21 protein-coding genes are annotated in these 22,689 nt (G+C 37.3%); 11 read left to right on the top strand and 10 right to left on the bottom strand.

Annotation, left to right across the window (positions count from 1 at the left end; all coding sequences use genetic code 11):
• The first annotated feature begins 10 nt into the window (after positions 1-10).
• The 3 genes from DYQ05_RS04605 to DYQ05_RS04615 all read left to right on the top strand — a co-directional run bounded on the left by DYQ05_RS04605 (position 11) and on the right by DYQ05_RS04615 (position 2,899).
• On the top strand, positions 11-979 hold the full coding sequence (locus tag DYQ05_RS04605; protein ID WP_252723518.1) for a phosphatase PAP2 family protein: 969 nt from the start codon (positions 11-13) through the stop codon (positions 977-979).
• The gene (mnmE, locus tag DYQ05_RS04610) at positions 966-2,378 is read left to right on the top strand and encodes a tRNA uridine-5-carboxymethylaminomethyl(34) synthesis GTPase MnmE (protein ID WP_024469562.1); all 1,413 of its coding nucleotides are present in this window, start codon (positions 966-968) and stop codon (positions 2,376-2,378) included. The genes DYQ05_RS04605 and mnmE overlap by 14 nt, the downstream gene beginning before the upstream one ends.
• A gap of 92 nt (positions 2,379-2,470) precedes the next feature.
• The gene (locus tag DYQ05_RS04615; RefSeq protein ID WP_024466565.1) at positions 2,471-2,899 is read left to right on the top strand and encodes a hypothetical protein; all 429 of its coding nucleotides are present in this window, start codon (positions 2,471-2,473) and stop codon (positions 2,897-2,899) included.
• Between the two features lie 54 nt (positions 2,900-2,953).
• On the opposite strand, the gene lepB is transcribed toward DYQ05_RS04615, so the two are convergent.
• Positions 2,954-4,648: a signal peptidase I gene (gene lepB / locus DYQ05_RS04620; RefSeq protein ID WP_024469563.1), complete on the bottom strand. Its 1,695-nt coding sequence runs from the start codon at positions 4,646-4,648 to the stop codon at positions 2,954-2,956.
• 208 nt (positions 4,649-4,856) lie between these two features.
• On the opposite strand from lepB, the gene DYQ05_RS04625 reads away from it, so the two are divergent.
• From DYQ05_RS04625 to DYQ05_RS04635, 3 genes are read left to right on the top strand one after another with little or no spacing between them, the layout of a single operon-like run.
• A complete protein-coding gene (locus DYQ05_RS04625; RefSeq protein ID WP_206183926.1) occupies positions 4,857-5,525 on the top strand; it encodes a LolA family protein in 669 nt (222 codons plus the stop codon).
• Between the two features lie 38 nt (positions 5,526-5,563).
• A complete protein-coding gene (locus DYQ05_RS04630; RefSeq protein WP_206183927.1) occupies positions 5,564-6,685 on the top strand; it encodes a helix-turn-helix domain-containing protein in 1,122 nt (373 codons plus the stop codon).
• A complete protein-coding gene (locus tag DYQ05_RS04635; protein WP_206183928.1) occupies positions 6,675-8,105 on the top strand; it encodes a MiaB/RimO family radical SAM methylthiotransferase in 1,431 nt (476 codons plus the stop codon). Before DYQ05_RS04630 ends, DYQ05_RS04635 begins: the two co-directional genes overlap by 11 nt.
• Before the next feature lie 10 nt (positions 8,106-8,115).
• Here the strand turns inward: DYQ05_RS04635 and DYQ05_RS04640 are convergent, their stop codons facing one another.
• Positions 8,116-8,997, bottom strand: a complete 882-nt coding sequence (locus DYQ05_RS04640; protein ID WP_020964776.1) for an Rpn family recombination-promoting nuclease/putative transposase — start codon at positions 8,995-8,997, stop codon at positions 8,116-8,118.
• Positions 8,998-9,202: 205 nt separating this feature from the next.
• Between DYQ05_RS04640 and DYQ05_RS04645 the strand changes: the two genes are divergently transcribed.
• From DYQ05_RS04645 to DYQ05_RS04660, 4 genes are all read left to right on the top strand, one after another.
• Positions 9,203-9,625 (top strand): hypothetical protein, encoded by a 423-nt coding sequence (locus tag DYQ05_RS04645; RefSeq protein WP_206183929.1) that lies wholly within the window; start codon positions 9,203-9,205, stop codon positions 9,623-9,625.
• A gap of 164 nt (positions 9,626-9,789) precedes the next feature.
• Positions 9,790-9,957, top strand: a complete 168-nt coding sequence (locus tag DYQ05_RS04650) for a hypothetical protein (RefSeq protein ID WP_192814668.1) — start codon at positions 9,790-9,792, stop codon at positions 9,955-9,957.
• A 16-nt stretch (positions 9,958-9,973) separates the two neighbouring features.
• Positions 9,974-11,857 carry an adenylate/guanylate cyclase domain-containing protein gene (locus DYQ05_RS04655; RefSeq protein ID WP_206183930.1) on the top strand — a complete coding sequence of 628 codons (1,884 nt, stop codon included), beginning with the start codon at positions 9,974-9,976 and terminating at the stop codon, positions 11,855-11,857.
• Between the two features lie 661 nt (positions 11,858-12,518).
• Positions 12,519-13,922, top strand: a complete 1,404-nt coding sequence (locus tag DYQ05_RS04660; protein WP_252723546.1) for an adenylate/guanylate cyclase domain-containing protein — start codon at positions 12,519-12,521, stop codon at positions 13,920-13,922.
• Positions 13,923-13,972: 50 nt separating this feature from the next.
• Here the strand turns inward: DYQ05_RS04660 and DYQ05_RS04665 are convergent, their stop codons facing one another.
• A complete protein-coding gene (locus tag DYQ05_RS04665; RefSeq protein ID WP_024468893.1) occupies positions 13,973-14,632 on the bottom strand; it encodes an HAD family hydrolase in 660 nt (219 codons plus the stop codon).
• A gap of 129 nt (positions 14,633-14,761) precedes the next feature.
• Here DYQ05_RS04665 and DYQ05_RS04670 point away from each other — a divergent pair, with 129 nt between their 5' ends.
• The gene (locus tag DYQ05_RS04670) at positions 14,762-16,411 is read left to right on the top strand and encodes an AMP-binding protein (RefSeq protein WP_206183931.1); all 1,650 of its coding nucleotides are present in this window, start codon (positions 14,762-14,764) and stop codon (positions 16,409-16,411) included.
• Positions 16,412-16,526: 115 nt separating this feature from the next.
• On the opposite strand, the gene DYQ05_RS04675 is transcribed toward DYQ05_RS04670, so the two are convergent.
• The 7 genes from DYQ05_RS04675 to DYQ05_RS04700 form a co-directional block, all read right to left on the bottom strand.
• On the bottom strand, positions 16,527-18,164 hold the full coding sequence (locus DYQ05_RS04675; RefSeq protein WP_024467807.1) for a peptide ABC transporter substrate-binding protein: 1,638 nt from the start codon (positions 18,162-18,164) through the stop codon (positions 16,527-16,529).
• A 66-nt stretch (positions 18,165-18,230) separates the two neighbouring features.
• Positions 18,231-19,115 carry an SIR2 family NAD-dependent protein deacylase gene (locus DYQ05_RS04680; protein ID WP_429615637.1) on the bottom strand — a complete coding sequence of 295 codons (885 nt, stop codon included), beginning with the start codon at positions 19,113-19,115 and terminating at the stop codon, positions 18,231-18,233.
• Positions 19,060-19,848 carry a protein-ADP-ribose hydrolase gene (locus tag DYQ05_RS04685; protein ID WP_206183932.1) on the bottom strand — a complete coding sequence of 263 codons (789 nt, stop codon included), beginning with the start codon at positions 19,846-19,848 and terminating at the stop codon, positions 19,060-19,062. The genes DYQ05_RS04680 and DYQ05_RS04685 overlap by 56 nt, the downstream gene beginning before the upstream one ends.
• A 61-nt stretch (positions 19,849-19,909) precedes the next feature.
• Complete coding sequence (locus DYQ05_RS14460; RefSeq protein ID WP_435372828.1) at positions 19,910-20,107, bottom strand: VOC family protein; 198 nt, start codon at positions 20,105-20,107, stop codon at positions 19,910-19,912.
• A gap of 137 nt (positions 20,108-20,244) precedes the next feature.
• On the bottom strand, positions 20,245-21,021 hold the full coding sequence (locus tag DYQ05_RS04690; RefSeq protein ID WP_206183933.1) for an ABC transporter permease: 777 nt from the start codon (positions 21,019-21,021) through the stop codon (positions 20,245-20,247).
• A complete protein-coding gene (locus DYQ05_RS04695; RefSeq protein ID WP_206183934.1) occupies positions 21,014-21,961 on the bottom strand; it encodes an ABC transporter ATP-binding protein in 948 nt (315 codons plus the stop codon). The genes DYQ05_RS04690 and DYQ05_RS04695 overlap by 8 nt, the downstream gene beginning before the upstream one ends.
• Complete coding sequence (locus DYQ05_RS04700; RefSeq protein WP_206183935.1) at positions 21,945-22,556, bottom strand: TetR/AcrR family transcriptional regulator; 612 nt, start codon at positions 22,554-22,556, stop codon at positions 21,945-21,947. Before DYQ05_RS04700 ends, DYQ05_RS04695 begins: the two co-directional genes overlap by 17 nt.
• Positions 22,557-22,689: the final 133 nt, after the last annotated feature.

Raw genomic sequence — 22,689 nt, forward strand, 5'->3', positions numbered from 1 at the left:
GAATTAACAAATGCCGTGCCTCAAGCAATTCCCGCAATTTACCTATGGGGGGATAGAATTTATAAAGGCGGTACAAACTGTTGCAAATCCCGCTCTTACGGAAGTTGTAAAAATTTTTACAGATGTTTCGGTGTACGGTTTTGGAATTTTAATCCCGCTTATTTATATGTGGTGCATTGATTATAAAAAAGGGCTGCATCTTTTGTACGTGCTTACCTTCGGAACAGGTTTAACGGACGGGATAAAACTGATACTTCATGTACCGCGTCCTTATACTTATGCGCCTGAAGTTATGCTTACGACGGAAACAAGCTTTTCAACTCCGTCCGGGCATTCTTTTACGGGAACCTTAATGTATCCCGCAGTTTTATTTTACGGCGCAAAAACAAAACTTAAAAACAAGTTAAAAATTTTTCTCGCAATTATTTTTCCTTTTGCAATAGGAGTTTCCCGAATTTATTTAGGAGTGCATTATCCTACCGATGTTTTATCCGGCTGGTTTTTAGGAGGCTTTGTATTTTTTATTTTCTTTCTCTTTACGGAAAAAATAGAAAATAAGATTTCCGGATTTGCGGAAGCTCTTTCAAAGGTTTCTTCTAAAAATATAAAATCGGTTAAGTTTGCGGCAGCTGCCGGGTTTTCTTTTTTTCTTATTTTAATTTGTAACGAAAAAGTTTACGGTGCGGGAGGCTTATTCGGGTTGGCCTTCGGTAATATTTATATATTTGAACCTCTTAAAATAAATTTTAATGCTTCAAGCGGAACTCCTGTACAAAAAATTTTCCGTTTTATTTTGGGCTTTGCCGTTTCTATAATTCCCGTTCTGGCCGTTTATTTTGCAAAAATAAACGCTTCCCATCCGCAATTCAGACTTTACGTTTTTTTGGAATTTGCCGCGGTAGGCGCAATAGCCTCGGGCTTAATGCCTTTAATTTTTGTAAAATTAAATTTATGCAGGGGAAAAAATGCAGGCAGGTAAATACGGCTTAGATGATGCGATTGCCGCAATTGCAACGGCATTAAGCCCCGCCGCTTTAGGGATTGTCCGCACTTCGGGAGCAAACTGTATTGAACTTAGCGCAAGTATATTTTCAAAACCCGGTACTCTGTTAAAAGCGGCCGGGAATTCCGTTTTGCACGGCTGGGTTATAAATCCTAAAACAAAGATTAAGATAGATGAAGTAACGGTTTGCGTTTATCGCGCTCCCAAAAGTTTTACCGGCGAGGATTCCGTTGAATTTATTTGCCATGGAGGTACGGCTGTAGTATTAAGTATTTATCGGCTCTTATTGCAAAACGGATTCCGTGCGGCTGAGGGAGGAGAATTTACTTTCCGCGCTTTTGCAAACGGCAAAACGGATTTAACCCGGGCGGAAGCCGTAAACGAAATTATAAATTCCAAAACCGATACGGCGGTTGAGCTTGCCGCAGGAAGATTATCCGGCTCCGTATTTTCGGAAATAAAAAGAATAAAGGAATCGCTTCTTAAGGTAATTGCCGCAGCCGATGTTGAAATAGAATATCCTGAAGATGAAGAAACCGTAGAAGGCGTTTTTTCTTCCGATTTAATCTTACAGGTTTTAAATCCGCTTCAAATTCTTTACGACTCTTGGGCTTCCGAAAAAATTTTTATTGACGGAGCAAGGGTTGTTTTGGCCGGAAAAACAAATGCGGGAAAATCCTCTTTGTTTAATGTTCTTTTAAAAGAAGACCGCGCCATTGTTTCGGATATTCACGGTACAACCAGAGATTGGCTCGAGGCGGGACTGAACTTTAACGGAATTCCTGTAAATCTTTATGATACTGCAGGTTTTAGATATACTCAAGATAAAATAGAAGCTATAGGAGTAGAGCGTTCTTTAAAGATAAGCCGTGAAGCGGATTTGGTATTGTATTTATTGGATTCCGCCGAAGCCGTTAAAGATTCAAAACTGAACGATGATGATTTAAATTTTATAAAGAACTCTCCTGTTCCGATTATTACGGTAATTACAAAAACGGATTTATTGGACAGCGGAAAAGAAAAACTTATTATAAAGATTTTAAAAGATGAAAATATTTTAAATTATATTTTTATTTCTGCAAAAAACTATAAGGGCATTAAAGAGCTTTCGGCGGCGGCTTACGGGCTTCTTGCCTCATCTTCCAACAACCTTTCAAAAGGAGCTTCTCTCGGAAGCGAAAGACAAAAAGAAGCGGTAAGCAATGCTCTTCAATTTTTAAATTCGGCATACGAAAATGCAGCCGCAGGATTCCCTCTTGATTTAATTACCGAAGACTTGGAAGAGGCTTTGCGATTTTTAGGCGAAGTTACCGGTGAAGTAAATTCGGAAGATATTTTAGATAAGGTTTTTTCGGGTTTTTGTGTAGGGAAGTAAGAAAAGAAATTTACTTATGCTTATTTTTAATTATTCCGATAATGATATTACGGTAATTTTAAATTTCCGTAATTTTAATATGGGAGGTTCTTATGAAAAGAACTGTGGGGCTTGTAACGCTGCAAGTTGCGTTAGCTTTCTTTTTAATTGTTGCAGGTATTTTAGGACTGATGCGCTCCAGCGGCGGAGATTTGGGAGAAGTTGTAGCTCTTTTAAACGGTCTTTTTAAAAGCTCAACAATTACTATGATTATTATAATTACGATTGCAATTACGGAATTAATTGCAGGCGTTTTTTTAATTGTAGAATTTTTCAGCGGAGAAATTAAACTGACGAATATAATATTGATTATCTTTATGATTCTTTGGATAATCAATATTGTCTTAATTGATATCCTCGGGGCCGTTAACGGAAACATATTCAGGAATACGGCATCGGTTTTAAATTATCTTTCGCAGCTTTCAAGACATTTAATGATATTGGGAGCCATTATTGCGGTTAAAGATAAAAACCGCAATTAAAAACTTTTATTAAGATAAAAGCTCAGGTGAAAAAAATCCGCCTGAGCTTTTTTTTTATTTAATTCGTCCGAATCTGGAAAACGGGAATAAAATAAGGTTTACCGTCCCCAGCATTTTTGAAGACGGAATATAGCGCGGTTTTATATTTGTTATAAATACGATTGAAAAAGCATCGTTTGAATTTAAACTTTCAAGATGATAAGAATATTCATGCCTCATATCCAAAGAATTAAAACGATTATCACCCATCATAAAATAACAGCCTTCAGGAATGTATTCTTCTTCGGCTTGAGGAAATTCATTCATATTGCGCTGACTTGTAAGGGAAAGATAAAAAAGATATTCTTCGAGTTCTCCTATAATATTTGTACGCTCTTCATCTGAAGCAAATCTTTCCGCAGTTGCATTTTCTTTATAAAGCTCGGCATTGCGTACGAATAATTTACCGAAAGCCAACTTAATTAAAACATTTAATTGAGCATTACGTTTTTCATATAAATTATATTGAGAAAAATTTTTATCCGTTTCCGGTTGCCAATTTTTTAAAAAGGCCTTAAACCAAGTAAGTCCGCCGTCGGTTGTCAATATTTTTGACGCTATAATTTCATTATCTTTTGCCATATAGTTAATAAGATACTGTCCCTTGGGCAAAAAATCGTTTGCGGAAAAAACCGTATCGGCCTTACCCTTTATTTTTTTCATTTTTTCAATTAAACCGTCGGCTTCTTTTTCCGCTTCGGAAAAATCAACTTGTTTACGCCAAGTCTCTACGGATTGAAGGCGGTTTAATTTTTCGGTAGTCATCTTTTCGGCATCGCGTACATATTCAAGCTGAGATTTGGAAAGCTCCGATAAATTCCATGCTGCATATCCGGATTCATCAAAACTTTTAAAGTCTTTTTCTCCGGCTTTTTTTATATAAAGCACCCCGTCTACAAGCATAATCTTTTCTCCGGGGAGTCCGACAATTCGTTTTACTAGCGGGTCGGCTTTTACATTTCCGTTTTCATCTTTGTTTATGTTTACCGTCGTTAATGTAAGATATTGAACCAGCTGTGAAGTAAAAAATTTCAGTTCATTATTAGGTTCATTTTTGTAATGAGGGTTTCTTATTATAACGACATCTCCGCGTTCGTACTTATGCAGTTGAGGAAAACGGAACGAAGAAAGCGGAAAGGTAGGTCCGGACAAAAATTTTATACCCGCAACTCTGTCTCCTACCATAAACTGCGGCACCATAGATTCCGAAGGAATTACATATAATTGAAAAACAAAAACGGTAAATAATAAAACTACGCAAGCCGCTTGTACAATTGCATCTACCCACTCCAAAATTTCAAAGAAAATCGAATGCTTGTGTTTAGGGTCAAGTTCGGGTAATTGCGGAAAATATTTGCGAGCTCGTTTATCGTTTAATCTGTAAAGGATAACACCGTTAAAAATAATTAAGGCAAGCCAATACAGGGCTAAAACGGCGTCCATAACTTCTCTTTCGCCGTAGATTTTTGCCCGCGATATTACAAAACAGGCAATAAAGAAAAACGGAGCATATTCCGCAATTTTTCGTAAGATATACAATTTCTTTTCCGTTGTATTTTTTAAAAAAGAAACGGCTGCAAACCCGAACCAAATTGAAAAAGCCGCTCCCAAAATAAGAGCGAAAAAGGACAACAGCCCCGCGTTATTTATAATTAAAAACACCGAAAAAACAATACCGAAAAATACTTCCAAATAAAAAAGGATTGACATTAACTTCTCCTGAAATTTTAACGGCCGATATAAAACTATATTAAACCGCTTCAAATTATAAGATTAACCCAATACTTAAATTTATGCAATAGCCTTACAAAATTAAACAATTTAAGTGATAATAAGGAAACGGAAAAAGCAATCGAATTTAAACGGAATTTATACGCCCCTTGACTTTATGCCCGTTTTTTGCTTTACTGTAAAGCAAATGAAGAAAAATATTTTTATCCCCCTTTTATTTTGTATCGGAATTTTTTGTTTTTCTCAAAATATTACCACGGCGGCGGCTTTTTTTTCCGCCGTATCCGATAAATACGCACAGTTTTCGGATTACGTTGTAGATATGAATATAACGTCAGGGGCTTCAAAGCAGCCGTGCACCGCTATGTTTAAACGGCCGGATATGCTCAGATTGGATTTTAAATCGCCTGCCGACCAATGTATAGTTTTCAGCGGGAATACGCTTTCGATTTATTTACCGGATTATAGAACAATTTTACGGCAGGAAATCGATAAAAGCTCTGCCGGCGGCACGGCTTTAGCGACTCCGCAGGGGCTATCGCTTATGAAGCGCTCTTATACGATTCAATACGAAACTTCGGCTTCTCCCGTGCAGGTGGAAGAAGTCCCATCGGAATCCGTTGTAATTTTAATAATGAACAGAAAAAGCGCTTCCGAAACTTTTAAAACCTTGCGCGTAATGATTTCCCCCGAATCGAAATTAATACGCAGAATAGAAGCCGTTCCCGTTTCGGGCGGAAAGGTTATTTTTGATTTTTATAATTACAGAATAAATGTAGGAATTAAAAGTCAAAATTTCGTATTTGATGCGCCGCCGACTGCAAAGGTTTTAGATGACTTTCTTTTTATAGAGTAACAAAACAAACCGTATTAAATTAAAATCGGAGAAATACAATGAACGAAATCGGAAAACTTCTTATCGAAACAAGAATGCAACACGGGCTTGAACTGGAGCAGGTAGCCCGAGAAACGAATATAGCAAAAAGATATCTTGAAGCCTTGGAAAATGATGATTACAGCGTATTCCCTGCCGAGCCGTATATTTTGGGCTTTTTGAGAAATTATTGCGAATATTTAGGGCTTAACCCGGAAGAATTTATAAAGCTCTACAAGCAAATAAAGATTCAGGAAACTGATTTACCTCCCGACGCTTTATTGCCCAAAAAAAACGCCGGCAGTTATCGGCTGATGATAATTGCATTGGCAGCTGCGGCCGTTATAGCCTTAATTGCAGGTTTAGCTTATTTTATCTTCAGTAAATGGCTGCCCGACTTGCAGGAAAGACAGGCGAAAAACATAACGGAAGAAAAAATAATAGAAAGCCGTAAAGCGGGGAATTATGAATTAACCGAACCGCGTTTTGAAAAAAGACTTTTTATAGGCGATTCTTTAAAAATTCAAGCCGGCGGAAAAGACTATGTACTGACTGTAGAAAAGGTAAGCCCCTCTTTAGTATTAAATACGGAAGCAGGAAACCAGATTATTAACCTTGCGGAAACTCTTAAACTCGATTTAAACGGCGATGCCGTACATGATGCTGAAATTCTTGTCGAAGATATAGATAAAAACAATCCCGAAGCGGGCTCTTTAGTGTTAATTAAAACGGGTTCAGAGTTGGCTGCGGAAGCAACGGTAAAGGCTTCAGATGTTATCGTTTCCGAGAGTTCCGGTTTTTCTTCAAATGCCGCAACCAGGGTGCTGTTTGAAGGCGGTTCGGCTTATCCTGTAACCTTAAATGCCACATTTAGGGGATACTGCCTGTTTCGCCACGAATCCGATAAAGCAAACCGCGAAGAAAGGTATTACCAAAAAGCGGAACAGCTTACGGTACAGGCCAATAACGGTTTTAGGATTTGGGCTTCTAACGGAAATGCCGTAAAAATGCAGCTTGTTGCAGGCGGAAAAACCGTGGATTTGGAAATAAGCCGTCCGGGAGAAGTTATCGTAAAAGATTTAAAATGGATAAAGGACGATACAACCAGACGTTTTAAATTTATAATAGCCGATGTCGATTAAAAATTTTTTTGTCGATTTACACGGCTGTGCAAAAAATCAAGTCGATGCGGAAATTCTTATAGGAATTATGGAGGGCTTGGGGTGGAGTAATTGCGACTCTGCGGAAAGCGCCGATTTAATTATCGTAAATTCTTGCGGATTTATAGAATCCGCAAAAGAAGAGTCGATTAATGCCGTTATAAATGCAAAAGCCGTGAATCCGAGGGCGAAAATATTGCTGGCAGGCTGTCTTGCGGAGCGATATGCGGAAATTTTAAAAACCGATTTATCTGAAGCGGACGCTGTTTTCGGTAACGGCGATTTATCACGTCTGCCTGAAGTTGTAGAAAGACTTTTTGCAAAAGAAAAAATAAAAAAAAGCGTTTTAACTCCGCCTCAAATAGGAGTTTGCGGAGGCTGCCGGCCTAAAATTCTTAATTTTCCGCGTTCGGCGTATATAAAGATTACCGAAGGCTGCGATAATTTTTGCAGTTTTTGCGCAATTCCTATAATACGCGGAAGACTTAGAAGCCGACCCATAGCGGAAATAACTTCCGAAATTACGGAATTCGTTAAAAAAGATTTTTACGAATTTAATTTAATAGGGCAGGATTTAGCGGCCTTTCAAGCTGAAAAAAATTCGGCCGAATCGGGGCTTGCACAGCTTTTAACCGCTATTTCAAAAATTAAAGGCGAATTTAAAGTGCGCCTTTTATATATTCATCCCGACCATTTTCCTCTTGATATTTTACCGATTGTTACCTCCGATACGCGCTTTTTGCCGTATTTTGATATTCCTTTTCAATCCGGTTCGGAAAAAATAATTAAAGCTATGAACCGTAAAGGCTCTCCCGAAATTTATTTACGGCTTGCCGAAAAAATACGGGAGGCTTTTAAAAACTCAAAAAGTCCGTACGGAGAGCCCTGCCTGCGCACGACCTTTTTATCGGGTTTTCCGAACGAAACGGATAATGACTTTGCGGCAACCGTAGATTTTTTAAAAAATTTAAAACCCCTTTGGTCGGGCGGCTTTACATATTCCCGCGAAGAAGATACCGCTTCTTATTCTTTTAAAAACCGAGTTCCGAAAAAAATTGCCGAAAAACGTTTAGCGCAAATACGGGAGCTTCAAACGGGAATAACCGAAAAAAAACTCGAAGAATTTATAGGTAAAACGCTTGAAGTTTTAGTTGAAGAGCTTATTCCGCTCGGCGGAGAAAGTGCGGATTCCGTAAACTTGAATGCCGTCGCTGAAAATAACGGCACCGTTCTTGCTCTCGGACGAGCTTGGTTTCAGGCCCCGGAAGTGGACGGAGCGGTAGTATTAAGTTTTGCTAACGGCAAAAAAGATTTATCAGGTAAGCCGATTCATGCGGGCTCCGTGGTAAAGGCAAAAATAATTTCAAGGAACGGTTTTGATTTGGAAGCGGCGGTAAAATAACTTGCGTTTGCTATAAATCTTTTATTTCATTTAAACTTAAACCGGTAATTTTTGAAATAAAAGAAATTTCGCAATTTTCCCGTTTCATCAGCTTTGCCGTTTCAAGTTTTGTTTGCCTTACTCCGTTATTCCAGCCCTCGGAAAGCCCTTCTTCTCTGGCGCAGGCTTTTTCACTGATTCTGTCCATTTCCCAAATTTCCTGGTGCAGCAGTAAAAGCCTTTTTTCTTCATCGCCGATAATTTCTTCGTATTCTTTTTCCGCTTCATTAAATGCGGGATTTTCTTTTAACAAGGTTTCCATATTTTTATCTCCTGTTTTATCTATGTTCTTAATAAAATATACCCACTTTTCCAACTCTTTCATTTTTATTATATCACAGTTTTGCAAAACCGTCATCAATTTTTTCATTTCAATTAAATGAAACTCAAGTTTATCCATAACAACTTGTTCATAGTTTACGTCCGAGCGCATTTGAGCGGTGCGAAAAAAATATTTATCATTATAAAAATTTTCGTCCATAAAGCAAATTAAAACGCTTTTTTTAATTTCGGAATACGGTTTACCCTTAAGGTTTTGGTCCGTATGCAGTTTTGCAAGATAGTAACTCATTCTGTCCCGTAAAAAAAGATGATTTAAAACCTGCATTTCAATTGCATATTGATTTTGTAAATTATCGACGCCTAAAATATCCAAAATATTTTGTTTTCCTACGAGATGTCCGATTTTTGTTATCGGAGATTTTAGCCTGATATGAGTTATAAGCGGTAAATTTTTATATGAAAGGACGGCATTGACAAGTTCTTTTAATAAGTGTTCATTTCCTTTTTTCCCGAAAATTCCTCTAAAAAGCAGGTCGTTGGTTAAGGTTAAATTTTTTATTTTTATTTCCATAATTTATCAGCCTTTTTTTAAGTTTTTTTTAATTGTTACACGGCATTTTATAATTATTATCAGGAAAAATTTACAAATATTTGCCCGAATTTGCAAAAAAAATTGAAAAAACGAGTTAAAACCTCTTGACAAAACCGGGGGGGGGGGGGGTATAATGGAAGAAATTTAAAGAACCGTTTAAAAGAACGGTGAAAGGAGTTTAAATATGAAACGAAATAAAATTGTTTCTGTTATCGGAATGCTCGTTGTTTTACTGAGCATGGCAGCTATGGTATCCTGCGGCGGAAATGCAAAAACCGTTACCGGTGTTTGGGAGCAAACAGCACCTGTAGATAGTCTGCTTGCTCCCAATTATTATTATTTTGACGGAAAGGATAAGGTTTATGTTGCAAGTTCGGCTGACGGAAAGGACTTTAGTAAAGTTCCCCGTCTTTCCGGCGATTACAGTGCAAAGGGCGGAAAAATCTCGATGCCTCTTACAGAGAACGTAAAATGTTCCTTTGAAGTTAAAGGCGATATATTGGCCATATACCAACGAGTAGCAGGAAATGCTCTATTTGGCATCAGTACCAGATATGAATTTAAGAAGTCGAATGTAGACGCGAATAAAATTAAAAACGCAAAATAAGGCTGTAACTTTAATTTTATTCATGCGGCGTTTATCTTAACAAATTATAAAACCTTGCAAGGCTTATTTAACCTTGCAAGGTTTTTTATTTTACAGCCTTATTACTTGACAATATTTTCCGTTAGTGTAAAATAGTATAAAAATATTTAAAGGATGGAAAAGTTATGGCGGATAAAGTCAAGTTTATAAGACATTATGCTAAAGAAGGAATAACTTTCGGTTCGTGCCTTGCGATGATAATAAGTTATACCGCATGGAAATCCGTCTTATGGGCCGTTATACACGGCTTGTTAAGCTGGGCGTATGTAATTTACTATATAGTAGTTTATTAGTTACAGTTTATGCGGTATGCGGACAGTGAAAAAAATCTTTGTATTTTTCGGATTTTTACTTTTATTTTTTTCGTGTAAAATACCCGGTAATAAACATTCGGAATATCCTGTAATACGCGGCGTTTATAATGCCGAAAATTTAAGTGCAACGGACGTTATTGCGCTTGAAGGCGATTGGATTTTTGTACCGAATAAATTCGTTTCCCCGTCGGACAAGTTTTATCAATATACCAGATTTGAACATATAAATTCCAGTTGGACGAAATACTCCGAGCCTGAACCCGAGTACGGTTATGCAACTTATGCAGTAAAATTAACGAACTTATCCGCCGACGGAGTTTATGCAATTAAAACCGCCTGTGTTTCTTCCGCATTTGTTGCATATTTAAACGGATTGGAATTTATGCGTTCCGGTAAACCTGCGGTTTCAAAAAAAGAAGAGGTTTTTAATTGGGATTCTTCTTTTATGGTTTTACCTACCCGAAGAGCGAAAGAAGCGATTCTTGTTTTTCATATCTCGAATCACCACGATAAATTTCCCGGTTTTCAAAAACCTGTAGAAATCGCTTTTTATTCCACTCTCGCAAATGCAAAAAATAAAGATGTTTTAGTTTTTACCATCTTAGCCGGAGTTTTACTGGTAACCTCCGCCTTTTTTATTTCACTTTATATATTTTATCCGAAAGAAAAAACTTCTCTTTATTTCGGTCTTTTATGCGTAAATTTCGGTGTGCGTATTTGCTGCTATGATGAAGTTTTATTTACGACAATTATTCCTAAAATAAATTCCATATTTTTGTTTAAATTGGGCTATGCGACTTTTTCGCTTGCTTTAGTTTTCGCTTCGCTTTTTATACACGAATTATTCGGAAAGATAAAAATGCGTTATCTTTATATAATTCTTTTTCCGGCATTTTTATATGCGGCAATTAACTTGTTTGCACCGATTTCGGTTTCTACGAATTTGCTTGTTTATGCTCAAATTTATGTACTGGCGGCGGCAATATATAATGTTGTAATTACCGTAATGGAAGCGTTTAAGCGTAATAAGTATGCTCATCTTTTTTTGCTGGGGGTTTTGGTTTTTTTATCGATGAGCATACGCGATATGTTAATTGCAAATAAAATTATAGAAGGCGGTTTTTTATCGCATTTCGGAGTTTTAACCTTAGTCGCCCCGATGGCAATTATTGTATTGCAGTATTTTAAAACCACATCGGAAAATGTAATCGGGTTGGCTAAAAAAATAGAGCTTACAAATACGGCTTTGGCTAAATTTGTTCCTATAGAATTTATGAATTTCTTAAATAAAAAACATATAGAAATTCGGTTGGGCGATAATATTTTAAAGGATATGTATATTGCCTTTATTCACTTAGGTATGAAAACCGGATTGGAAACCGAAGCCGAAAGGCTGAGCGTTCTTCAGATTTATAATAAAACTCTTGCCGATATAAATCCCGTAATAGAAATACATAAGGGGTTTATCGATAAATATTTGGCGGAAGGGCTTATGGTTCTTTTTTACGGAACGGCGGAAGATGTTATAGATTGTATGCTCGAAATAAAGGAAATTATAAGAGTTGAAAATTTTGAACGCGAAATACGCGGTATGCAAAAAATAAAACTTGCCTGCGGGGTACATTACGGAAAGCTTATGATAGGTACGATAGGGGAGCAGGCACGAATGGACAGTACCGTTATTTCCGATGCCGTTAATATAGCTTCGCGGCTTCATTTTTATGCCTTAAAAAAAGAAACGGAAATTTTTGTAAGTGCCGCCGTAAAAAATAATGTAAGTTCGGAAGCGGAAAGCCGGATAAAATTTAATTTCGGCGGGTTTGTAAGATTTAGAGGTAAAGAAGAGCCGGTATCGATTTATGAGGTAAATAAAATATGAAGGCTGTAAACAAACGATTGATTTTAGGCTCCGTTCCGTTTTTTGTTCTTTTCGTTTTTTTATATTCGGTTTATTTACTGAGGCCTTTGCATGAAACGGAAATTGTTGCTCTTAAGGCGGTTAAAGGAATTGTAGAAATACCGGCAGGTTCTGCAAATTCGGTATTTAAGTTAAGCGGTGAATTTTATTTTACTCCGAATCAGTTTTATTCTTTACGTAATACTGAAAAAGAAACTTACGGGCAAATTCCCGGAACTTTTAAAGATACGGTATTAAATTCGAGATTCGGATACGGCTCTTACGGGCTGCATATTTCAGGTTTGGAGCCTACAGGTATTTACGCTTTGCATGTGGGTCATGCATTGAGCAGTTCCGCCGTTATTATTCACGGAAGGGATATAACAAGGCAGGGACAGCCGGGGATAAATAAAGAAACGGAAATTCCCGGTATAAAATCTTCTAAGGCAGCCTTTAGACCTAAGCCTGACGGAACGGTGGATATAATTATCAATATTTCCAATTTTAGAAACAGAAAAGCCGGGTTTTCTTCTTCGTTAATTTTAGGAGAGGTTAACAGTGTAGGCGATATGTTCCGAAGCGGTTTAATCTTTCATGCAGGGCTTTTTGCCGTTATTTTTACCGTTGCGGTTTTCTTTTTTTGTTGTCGTTTTTTTATAAGCAGGCATCATTTGTTCTTTGGTTTTCGTTTGCGTCCATTGCATTGGCAATACGGGGAGTTGTTTTTTACCCTCATATTGCTCCGATTATTTTTACTGAAATGCCGTGGCGGTTAAATTTTATTCTGAGGTATGTTACCGTTCCGCTTCCTGTAATATTTTTTACTATATTTTTAAAACGTGCATTAAATATATGCTGGAAAATTCCTTATACGGTTATCCTTTCGGTTTCCTGTATTTATGCAGTTTCAACTTTAGTTTTGCCGCCTGAAATTTCTTCGGGTATTTTAATTTATTATCAGATATTTGCATTTTTATGTATTATATATGCACTTATTGTTCCCGCGGCGGGTTTGATAAAAAAGCGGGAGCTTGCCGGTTGGATTTTTACCGCCTTGGCGGTTTTGATTTTGTTCAGTATATACGATTTATTGGTATCGCTCGGATTTTTACCGGATTCGTTTTTTATCCATATAGGTTCTATGCTTTCAATCGTTATTTTATCCGTTATGGTTTTAAACGAATATGCAAATTCAATTAAAAAGATTCAAGATTTAAATGCCGAAATGCAGTTAATAAATAAATCTTTAATCAGATTTGTTCCCGACCAAATTGTAGGTCTTTTACAAAAAGAATCCATTACCGAAGTAAGCCTCGGGGATAATGTGGAATTAAAAATGCCGATACTTTCGATAGATATACGTTCTTTTACGCATACTTCCGAAAAACTTTCTCCCAATGAGGTGTTCGATTTACTGAATGAATATTTTGCTCTTGTAGCTCCTATTGTGCGTAAGTATAACGGGATTATAACAAAATATTTGGGTGACGGTTTTTTTGCATTGTTCCCGGACGGAGCCGACTCGGCTCTTTTATGCAGTATCGAAATACAAAAATCGATTATGGAAAACCGAATTGCGCCGCCTAATTCTCCGCCGCTTAAAGTAGGTATAGGAATAGATTTCGGAGATATCCTTTTAGGGACAATAGGCAATATACATCGAATGGACAGTATTATAATTTCAAAATCTTATCATATTGCCGAAATTTTGCAGGAGTCTACGAAAAAGTATACTTCATCTATAATTATTTCCGACAGGATTTTTGCGGCTCTTAACGAGCAGGGCGGTCATTATATACGTCCTATACAAAGAATTAAGACGGCTTTAAACGAAGAAAATTTTTTGTTTGAAGTTTATGACTGCGATGATATTTCCGTACGTGAATTAAAACACCGCTCTAAAGGTTATATAGAGCACGGCGTACAGGCAATATTTAATAGAGAGTTATCAAAAGCCGGTAAGTATTTCGATAAGGCTTTGGATATTTTCCCCGATGATTGCGTTGCAGGTTATTATAAAAAACTGTTGGAAAGCGTAAACGCTTAAAAAAATCTTAAAACGGAAATCCGTAAGTATATAAAATTTTACACAGGGATTTAATTTACGTGTATAAGGTTTAAAATATCGGTCGGGTATTTAACTATTTTATCCGCACCTGCGGTTTGCAATTCGTTAAGTTCTCTAAAACCCCATAATACTCCTACCGTAACAAGCCCCGCATTTTTTCCCGTTTGGATATCCGTAGCGGTGTCGCCTATGTAAAGGCATTCTTCTTTTTGTACGTTTATTATTTTAAGGATTTCGTAAACTCCTGCCGGGTCGGGTTTAAGCGGTACGGTTTCCCGTGCCCCGAAAATACAGGAAAAAGTGTTTTCTCCGAAAAGGGTTTTTACTATTTTTTCGGTTGTAGGCTGCGGTTTGTTTGAAAGAACATTTACGGAAATGCTTTTTTCGGTAAGAGTTTTTATAAGGGAGTGAGTTCCGGCATAAGCGGTGCATAAATATAATGCGTCCGCATCATAAGCGGCGTTATACTCCTTTAAGATTTTATTCTCAAGCTCCGTATCCGTTTTTCCGTATCTTTCCAAAACCCGTTTTATAAGAGTGCGGGCTCCGTTACCTGTAAGCGTTTTAAAATCTTCGGAAGGTATCGGAGCCATTCCGTATTTTGAAATTTCTTTGTTTACAAAATATGCAATGGAATTAAGAGAATTGGTTAATGTTCCGTCTAAATCAAAAATACAAGCCTTTATCATAAAGAAAATTATATCAAAAAAAGTTAAGTGAATCAACACGGTTTATTTTGAACCGGTAATCGGTGCCGTAGCATATTTCTCTTTGCAACCTTTTTATTTTCATCGTGTCTAATTATCCGTGGAGTTAATATGTTTTGTAACGATTATATTGATTATACCAAAAGCGATGATTGGGATACGGTATATGAGTCTTTTTCTTTAAAAACGCCTGAGCATTTTAATTTTGCTTATGATGTAATAGATAAAATAGCCGCCGAGCAGCCCGAAAAGGAAGCTCTCGTGTGGTGTGATGATACGGAAGAGAAATTTTTTTCGTTCGGAGAGCTTGCAAAGCGGATAAATAAGGCGGCCAATTTTTTTAAGGCAATGGGGATTAAAAAGGGCGATACCGTGCTTCTTTTTTTAAGAAGACGGTATGAATTTTGGTTTATTTTGCCTGCATTACACAAAATCGGAGCGATTGCGGTTCCGGCTACAGTTCAGCTTGCTTCTCACGATATAGAATACCGCATTCAGTCTGCAGGTATTAAAATGATAATAGCTGTTCAGGAAAAAAATTTACAGCAGGAAATTCAAAAAGCGGCCGAAGCCGCTTATAATAAACCTCTTTTAGTTTGGGTACACGATAAAATGGACGGTTGGATTTCTTTTGAAGAGCTGGTAAAAAATATGAGCGATGAGTTTACGCCGCCTCAAGGAGATTCTTACCCTTGCGGAAAAGATACTGCGCTTCTTTATTTTACCTCAGGCACATCCGGAAATCCGAAAATGGTGGAGCATAATTTTTTGTATCCGCTCGGGCATATCGCGACGGCAAAATTCTGGCAGCATGTTAAAGAAGGCGGCAGACATTTAAGCGTTGCGGAAACGGGCTGGGCAAAGGCTATGTGGGGGAAAATTTACGGGCAGTGGCTTTGCGGTTGTGCCGTTTTTGTATATGATATGAAAATATTTATTCCGCGGCAAATGCTTGAAAAACTGGAGAAGTATAAGGTTACTTCGTTTTGCGCTCCGCCTACGGTATACCGCTACCTTATTCACGAAGCAATCGAAAATTATGACCTTTCGGCATTGGAAGAATGTACTACGGCCGGAGAGGCTTTGACTTCGGATATTTTTGATACTTTTAAGAAAAAAACCGGTATAGAGCTTAGAGAAGGTTACGGTCAAACGGAACTTACACTTGCAACCGGTATATTCCCGGGAATGAAAATAAAACCCGGTTCTATGGGAAAGCCTGCCCCCGGGTATGATATAGATATTATCCGTCCGGACGGGACAAGCTGCGAAACGGGAGAGCCGGGTGAAATTGTTTTAAGGCTGGATAAAAAAGTTCCGTGGGGAATGTTCGGCGGATACTATAAAAATGAAGAAAAAACCGCCGAAGTGTTTAAAGACGGTTTATATTATACAGGCGATTCCGCTTATCGCGACAGCGACGGGTATTTTTGGTTTGAAGGGCGGACGGACGATTTAATAAAAAGTTCGGGGTTTAGGATAAGTCCCTTTGAGGTGGAATCCGTGCTTTCGCAGCACCCTGCCGTATTTGAGTGTGCCGTTACCGGGGTGCCGGACCCCAAGCGCGGTCAGGCGGTAAAAGCATTCGTAGTTTTAAACCGCACATACCAGCCGAGTCAAAGTTTAGAAAAGGAGCTTATGTTTTTTGCCAAGAAAAATGCAGCATTATACAAGGCTCCGCGTTCTTTGGAATTCGTTGATGCTCTTCCTAAAACACATAACGGAAAAATAATCCGCGCCGCTATCGGAAAAAAAGAATAGGGGCAGCCGATATTTAAATAAACCCCGACATTTAAAAAAGTGTACCGGGGTTTATTTTTTCGGGATAAAATAAGTAAGTGCGGATTATATCAATTCAGATTTGAGCCGCTTAAAATCAATCTTCAATATAACTATATTTTAAATTATAAGTTCCCTGATAAAATTGCATTACATTTTTTAATCTCTTTTGCATAAAGATATTATAAGTTTGGTTGGCATAAGGCGCAATACAACATTCTTCTACAAGAAGAATTTCTTCCGCACGTTTGTACCCTTCAAGTTGTTTGTTAAAATCGGTGCTTTGTTTTGCTTCCGTTACAAGTTTATTGTATTCTTCGTTTTCCCAACCTATAGGAACAATTTTATTCCCGGGTAAAAACAAATCCAAATAACGTGCGGGGGAATCTACACCGCCTGCCCATGATTTAAATCCGATTTGATAATCCAAGGTTTTGTTCCGTTTTTTAAAAACCGTGCCCTCCACTTTATCAAGTATAATATTTACTCCCAGTGTTTTCGATAAGCTTTGTTGTAAATACTCGTTAAACTTGGAACTTTCGTTTGTAGGGAACATTATTTCGATAGTAACTTCTTCGGGGTTGCCGCTCATTCCGAGTTCTTTTAAGCCTTCGATAAAAAGAGCCTTAGGATTGGGCGTTTTTTGTATAAGAGTTTTTATCGGTTCTCCCGCAAGGTTTCTGTAATTTTGCCCCTCCAGTTCCGTTGAAAGAGAAACAAAACCGTAAGCGGGTTTATAAATGTTGTCAAACAAATCGCTGCAAATTTCTTCACGGTTTAAACTTGCCGAAACGGCCTGTCTTATTTTTTTGTTGGAAAAAAGTTTGTCTTTTTGATTCATAAAAACATATTGAACACGGCTGTCCGTTCCGGTAATTTCCGCAATGCCGGTATCTTTTTTTAATTTATCAATCCAATTGATTGAAACTGCATTTGCAATATCTATTCCGCCGCCGATAAGTTCTCCTAAGGCCGCATTTTCTTCGTTTATTATTTTAAAAGTAAGCCGTTCAAGTTTTACATTTTCAGCGTTCCAAAATTTTTCATTTTTTACAAGTTCTATTTTACTGTTATGAATCCAATTTGCAACTTTAAATGCTCCGCAGCAAATTATCTTATCGGCATCGCTTCCGTAAGACTTTTCAAAGGTGTTTATAAAATCTTCTCTCTGAGGAGGAATTTTTGCAGCCAACTCATCAAGATGTTTGACGGGAGTTTCGGTAAAGATTTTAAGCGTTTTTTCATTTTCGGCAATTATTCCTATTTCGCTGTACTCTGCCGTGCCTTTTAAAATTGCTTGTGCATTTTTAATATAATCATAATACATTGCCATAGGCGATGCCGATTCTTTGTTTATAATTCTGCGTATGCTGTACACAAAATCGTTTGCGGTAACGGGAACTCCGTCGGACCAAAACGCTTCACGCAAGTAAAAAGTCCATTCGGTAAAATCTTCATTATGCTTCCAAGATTCCGCTATGCCGGGTAAAATACTGCGTTTTCCGTCTTCGGTTTGAATATTCGTTAAATGTTCATTTATATAATCGAGGACTATAAACGAGTACCTGTCCGAGGCTTTCGCGGCATCTAAAATGGCAGGTTCCGCACCGAGAGAGGCTGTAACCTCTTGTTTAGCCGAGCCGGCACTTTTTAAGTTACCGCTTGTCTCCGTATTGCTGCAAGCGGTTATAATCAGTGCGGCAGATAAAAATAGAAAAAAATATTTTGTTTTCATATACGGTTTAAGTATATAGGTTACCGCCGACTTATTCCAGTAGGGAAGACTTAATTATTACGGCAATTACCGTTTTATTTTTTCCGAAATATCTTCCAACGCTTTTTTTATATCCCCTTGGATAAAAAGCGTTTGCTCCGTTAGTTCCGGAGGAATATGATATGCTTCCATATTGATACTGATATATCGGGCATTGTTATTTTGCCGCGTCATTTTCATAAACGGATATTTAATAATACCGGGTGTATTGTTTCCGACACCTAATTCAAGAAAAACATTTCTTTTATTTTCATGCCGCATTAAAAAATCGGTATACCGCTTATGTGCGCGATGCCATGCCTCATCTTCAACAAAGGTGCCGTCGCTTCTTAAATGCATCGTCATCGGAGCGGCGCATACGGGACAATACGGAATCAATGCGGAATGTATTTTCATATCGCTTTGCCGCTCTATCATTTCTCTTACCGTCTGTTCATTGCTATACGTTTTATTATGACAGGGTACCGAGCACTGCCACAATCCGTAATCGCCTTGAGTGTAAAATAACCGCTTAGTATCAAAGCCCGCTTTTTGTATTTGATGGTCTACATTCGTAGTGATAATAAAATAATTTTTATCTTGTAAGATTTTAAATAAATCGGTATACGGCTTTCCTGCCTGAACATCGTAGCGGTTGTAATAAATATGCCTGCTCCACCACGCCCAATATTCTTCCAAAGACGGAAAAGGATAAAAGCCTCCTGAATACATATCCTGTATTCCGTATCGAGCTTGAAAATCCGAAAAGTATTTTTCAAACCGTGCACCCGAATATGTAAAGCCTGCCGCCGTTGACATTCCAGCTCCGATACCGGCGATAACGGCGTCCGCTTTTTTTAATGTATCTGCGATTATGCTAATGCTGTCGGAGTAAGGCTTTGTAGATACGCTCATCTTGTTCTTTAAATACATTGAATACAACCTTTATACCGCTTTGCACGGTATGTAAATAATCCTTTACCGTGCGTACGGCAATCCGTGCCGCCGTATCGTTCGGAAAACGGAATTCCCCTGTGGAGATACAGCAAAAGGCAATACTTTTCAGTGCGTGCTGCCGCGCCAGTTCCAAGCAGGAGGTATAACAAGATTGCAACAGCATACAATCTTGTTCGGTTACCGCTCCGCTTACAATCGGCCCTACGGTATGCAGCACATACTTACTCGGCAAATTAAAAGCGGGAGTAATTTTTGCGCTGCCCGTTTTTTCTTTATGCCTTTGTTTTTGCATAATTTCATGACAGGCAAGCCGCAGCTGTATTCCCGCACTCGTGTGAATGGCGTTATCAATACAGGCATGGCGGGGTATAAAGCAGCCGAGCAATTCGTCATTTGCCGCATTGACAATTCCGTCCGTATTTAACCGGGTAATATCTCCTTTCCACAAGTAGATATTAGGCTCCGGTTCTTCCAAACTCATATAATCTACAACGCCCTTATTGCGCAGTTCTTCCTGCAAGTATTCGTCCTGCACTTTTATAAATGCGGAAGAAACGGGAACGGGCGGCCGTACATTGAATAAACTCCTTAACAGATTTTCCTGCGCCTTTTCATCTTGCGGAATTTGAGAAATCGTAAGCTGTTTATACTCGGCGTTTTCTTTTATCAATTCACCGATTAAATATTTTCTTCTTTCGGTTTGCGTCATAGTTATCCTTTTAACACGACAAATTCATTTCTTTTTCTTTGGTTTTAGTACCGGTAACTCATCATACATTGAATTGAATAATCCGGTTAACTAATTGTTCCAAAGGAAATAGTTCGAACTTTGTTCCCGGAGTATCAAAAAAGCATACCGGCGGATTATTTTCTCTGCAATCAGTCTTATATCCTAAACCGTCTCTATAAAACTTGATTGACCTTTCCATATCTTTAACACCTAAACAAATACAAGTAATCTTGTTTATCGTTACCTCCTAAATTCTATTTTTCTCTCTAAATAATTGTTAATATTATACTCTTTTTAAGGTTTTTTCTACCCTGTTTTATTTTTACAGATAGGGCATAACAGCCATTCTGTTAGTATCATCTTCACCACTTCCTTTTAATTATAATCAGCGTATCTCCACCAAGCTATTGTTAAAATCAATCCTAAAATACTTATCCCCAATAAACTGATTACGCCCCCTAAATTAAATATCACTTTTCCTGTAATACCACTTGCAAGTGCAGGAACAGACCACGGAATATATTCACCTAAATTAAGAGCTGAACCAAGTTGAGAAAAAAGCATTGTAAAAATAATAAACGCCAATGGTAATAAATACCCACGCCCTAAGCAGGCAAAAAATGCAACCGGAGTAGAGAGTAAAACCGTAAGGGTAGTACAATAGCCAAAAGTAAGCATTCCTTTGAAAAATATTATTGAGCTCCAACCGGCAAGTCCAATCAATTTACCGGCCAACAATCCTAATAAAAGTGCAAAAATAGATATAATATAACTCCATAAGGCGACAACTATAAACTTGGATAATACTATCGTATCTCTTTTGATTGGAAGTGCTAATAAGTCTACCATTGTTTTATCAGAGTATTCTCTGCCAAAAACCCAAGAGGTTGTAAAACCGAAAATGAGTAAGCCTCCAACAGAAATTACTTGCGATAATGCCATAAAGTATGATGACCAATCCGTTATCCTAATCATCTCTATTTTTGCAGAAATCAAACCAAGATTTTTTAAATACTCCGGATATTTCATCATAACTGCAAATAGCCCAACAATAAAAGGAACTAAACAGATCGAACAAAGAGTTATTATAGAAAGTTTTGATTTTATCAACTTTCTCCATTCAATTAAAATACAGGAAACAATCCTATTCATTATGCGCTCCTTCATTGTAGTCATGAATTATTCTAACGAAATAATTTTCTAAATCTTCTTTTTCAACAGTCAGAAGTTTTGGGGGATAACCTGAATTAACCAGCAATTTAGCAATTTCTTCCGGATATTTCACGGATTTTATATCAGTCAGTTCCACGAAACAGATATTATTTTCTAAGTCTGATTTGAGATCCACTTGATAGCCTTTATTAGATAATACTTCTTTTATAGCCCTGTTATCAGAACCGCTTACTAACAACTTTTTTTCTAAGTACTTATCTAATTCTTTACTCTCAACTTCTCTTATCAGTCTACCCTCATGTATAATTATTATTCTGGTAGCAATTTTAGCTATTTCTTCCAGTTTATGACTGGAAATAAGAATCGTTGTACCGAGAACATTCGCTAATTCATTTAATAGTTCTCTAACCTCAATAACTCCTAAAGGGTCTAATCCGTTGGTCGGCTCATCGAGAATTAGTATTTTAGGTTTATGAATAATAGCTTTTGCAATTCCTAAGCGAGCAACATTTCCCAAAGAAAGGTGTTTTACTTGTTTATTTTTATGTTGGTTTAATTTTAATTTCTCAATTACTTTGTCAATATTATCTGTATTTCTAACCCCTCTTAATGTACTAACAATTTCTAAATTTTCCTTCACAGTTAAGTCCGGATAAGAATAAGGCGTTTCAATAATATAACCTATTTCATTCCGAACCTCTAAATTATATTGGTCTACCTTTTTCCCTTGGATATAACATTCTCCTGTTGTAGGTTTTATCAATCCTAAAAGCATTCTCATAGTTGTCGTTTTTCCTGCACCATTCAACCCTAAAAAACCTACTATTTCACCACATTTTATTGATAGATTCAGGTCATCAACAACAAGATGTTTTCCATATTTTTTAGAAAGATTTATTGTCTTAATTGCCTCTTTCACTATTATCCTCCTCAATAATTTGCCCAACAATTCCTTGTATTAATAATTTTAATATCGTATCAAATTGCTTTTCGCCGATTTCTTCGATGTGTAATATGCTCATAGCAATCGTTCTAAATAAAGCGGAGACAATTTCTACCGATAAAGTTTCTCTAATATTGATTCGGGATACAATTTTTTCAACCATTCTATCATCTAAGAGATGATGGGTTTTTATCACTTCTTTGGGCAATTTTCTTATGAGTAGCTCCATTTCATGATTTTTGAAAATGGTATACACAAATGAATAGCGAAAATCCTGATAAAAATCATATAGTAAGCGCACAAACTGATCTGCATTTATTTGATTTTCTTGTCCTAATTGTTCCGTCAGACAGTTCATAATATCTATTTGATATTCTTCCAAGACTGAAAAAAATAACATTTCTTTTGAAGCATAAAAATTATAAAAAGAACCCTTGGAAATATCTGCCATTTCTACCATTTGGTCAACTGTGGTTTTCCTAACCCCATATCTTTTAAGACAATCCTTTGCAACCTTATGTAATTTCTTTCTAATTGCTTCTTTTTCTTCATCGGTAAAAGCAGTAGCCATAACTCTCCCCTAAATACTATATGACTTTTTTTGTATTTATAGTCATAGAGTGTTATATCATATAAAATCAAAAATGTCAAAATGGCTTATATCTTCATGGTTGACAATTTTCTGTTTGCCATCATTCTTTTCA

The sequence above is a fragment of the Treponema pedis genome (genome assembly GCF_017161325.1).
GTDB classification, from domain to species: Bacteria; Spirochaetota; Spirochaetia; order Treponematales; family Treponemataceae; genus Treponema_B; species Treponema_B pedis.

Coding starts and splice junctions, on each gene's coding strand:
- DYQ05_RS04605 (WP_252723518.1), top strand. CDS start 11: ATGCCGTGCCTCAAGCAATTCCCGCAATTTACCTATGGGGGGATAGAA.
- mnmE (WP_024469562.1), top strand. CDS start 966: ATGCAGGCAGGTAAATACGGCTTAGATGATGCGATTGCCGCAATTGCA.
- DYQ05_RS04615 (WP_024466565.1), top strand. CDS start 2,471: ATGAAAAGAACTGTGGGGCTTGTAACGCTGCAAGTTGCGTTAGCTTTC.
- lepB (WP_024469563.1), bottom strand. CDS start 4,648: ATGTCAATCCTTTTTTATTTGGAAGTATTTTTCGGTATTGTTTTTTCG.
- DYQ05_RS04625 (WP_206183926.1), top strand. CDS start 4,857: ATGAAGAAAAATATTTTTATCCCCCTTTTATTTTGTATCGGAATTTTT.
- DYQ05_RS04630 (WP_206183927.1), top strand. CDS start 5,564: ATGAACGAAATCGGAAAACTTCTTATCGAAACAAGAATGCAACACGGG.
- DYQ05_RS04635 (WP_206183928.1), top strand. CDS start 6,675: ATGTCGATTAAAAATTTTTTTGTCGATTTACACGGCTGTGCAAAAAAT.
- DYQ05_RS04640 (WP_020964776.1), bottom strand. CDS start 8,997: ATGGAAATAAAAATAAAAAATTTAACCTTAACCAACGACCTGCTTTTT.
- DYQ05_RS04645 (WP_206183929.1), top strand. CDS start 9,203: ATGAAACGAAATAAAATTGTTTCTGTTATCGGAATGCTCGTTGTTTTA.
- DYQ05_RS04650 (WP_192814668.1), top strand. CDS start 9,790: ATGGCGGATAAAGTCAAGTTTATAAGACATTATGCTAAAGAAGGAATA.
- DYQ05_RS04655 (WP_206183930.1), top strand. CDS start 9,974: ATGCGGACAGTGAAAAAAATCTTTGTATTTTTCGGATTTTTACTTTTA.
- DYQ05_RS04665 (WP_024468893.1), bottom strand. CDS start 14,632: ATGATAAAGGCTTGTATTTTTGATTTAGACGGAACATTAACCAATTCT.
- DYQ05_RS04670 (WP_206183931.1), top strand. CDS start 14,762: ATGTTTTGTAACGATTATATTGATTATACCAAAAGCGATGATTGGGAT.
- DYQ05_RS04675 (WP_024467807.1), bottom strand. CDS start 18,164: ATGAAAACAAAATATTTTTTTCTATTTTTATCTGCCGCACTGATTATA.
- DYQ05_RS04680 (WP_429615637.1), bottom strand. CDS start 19,115: ATGTATTTAAAGAACAAGATGAGCGTATCTACAAAGCCTTACTCCGAC.
- DYQ05_RS04685 (WP_206183932.1), bottom strand. CDS start 19,848: ATGACGCAAACCGAAAGAAGAAAATATTTAATCGGTGAATTGATAAAA.
- DYQ05_RS04690 (WP_206183933.1), bottom strand. CDS start 21,021: ATGAATAGGATTGTTTCCTGTATTTTAATTGAATGGAGAAAGTTGATA.
- DYQ05_RS04700 (WP_206183935.1), bottom strand. CDS start 22,556: ATGGCTACTGCTTTTACCGATGAAGAAAAAGAAGCAATTAGAAAGAAA.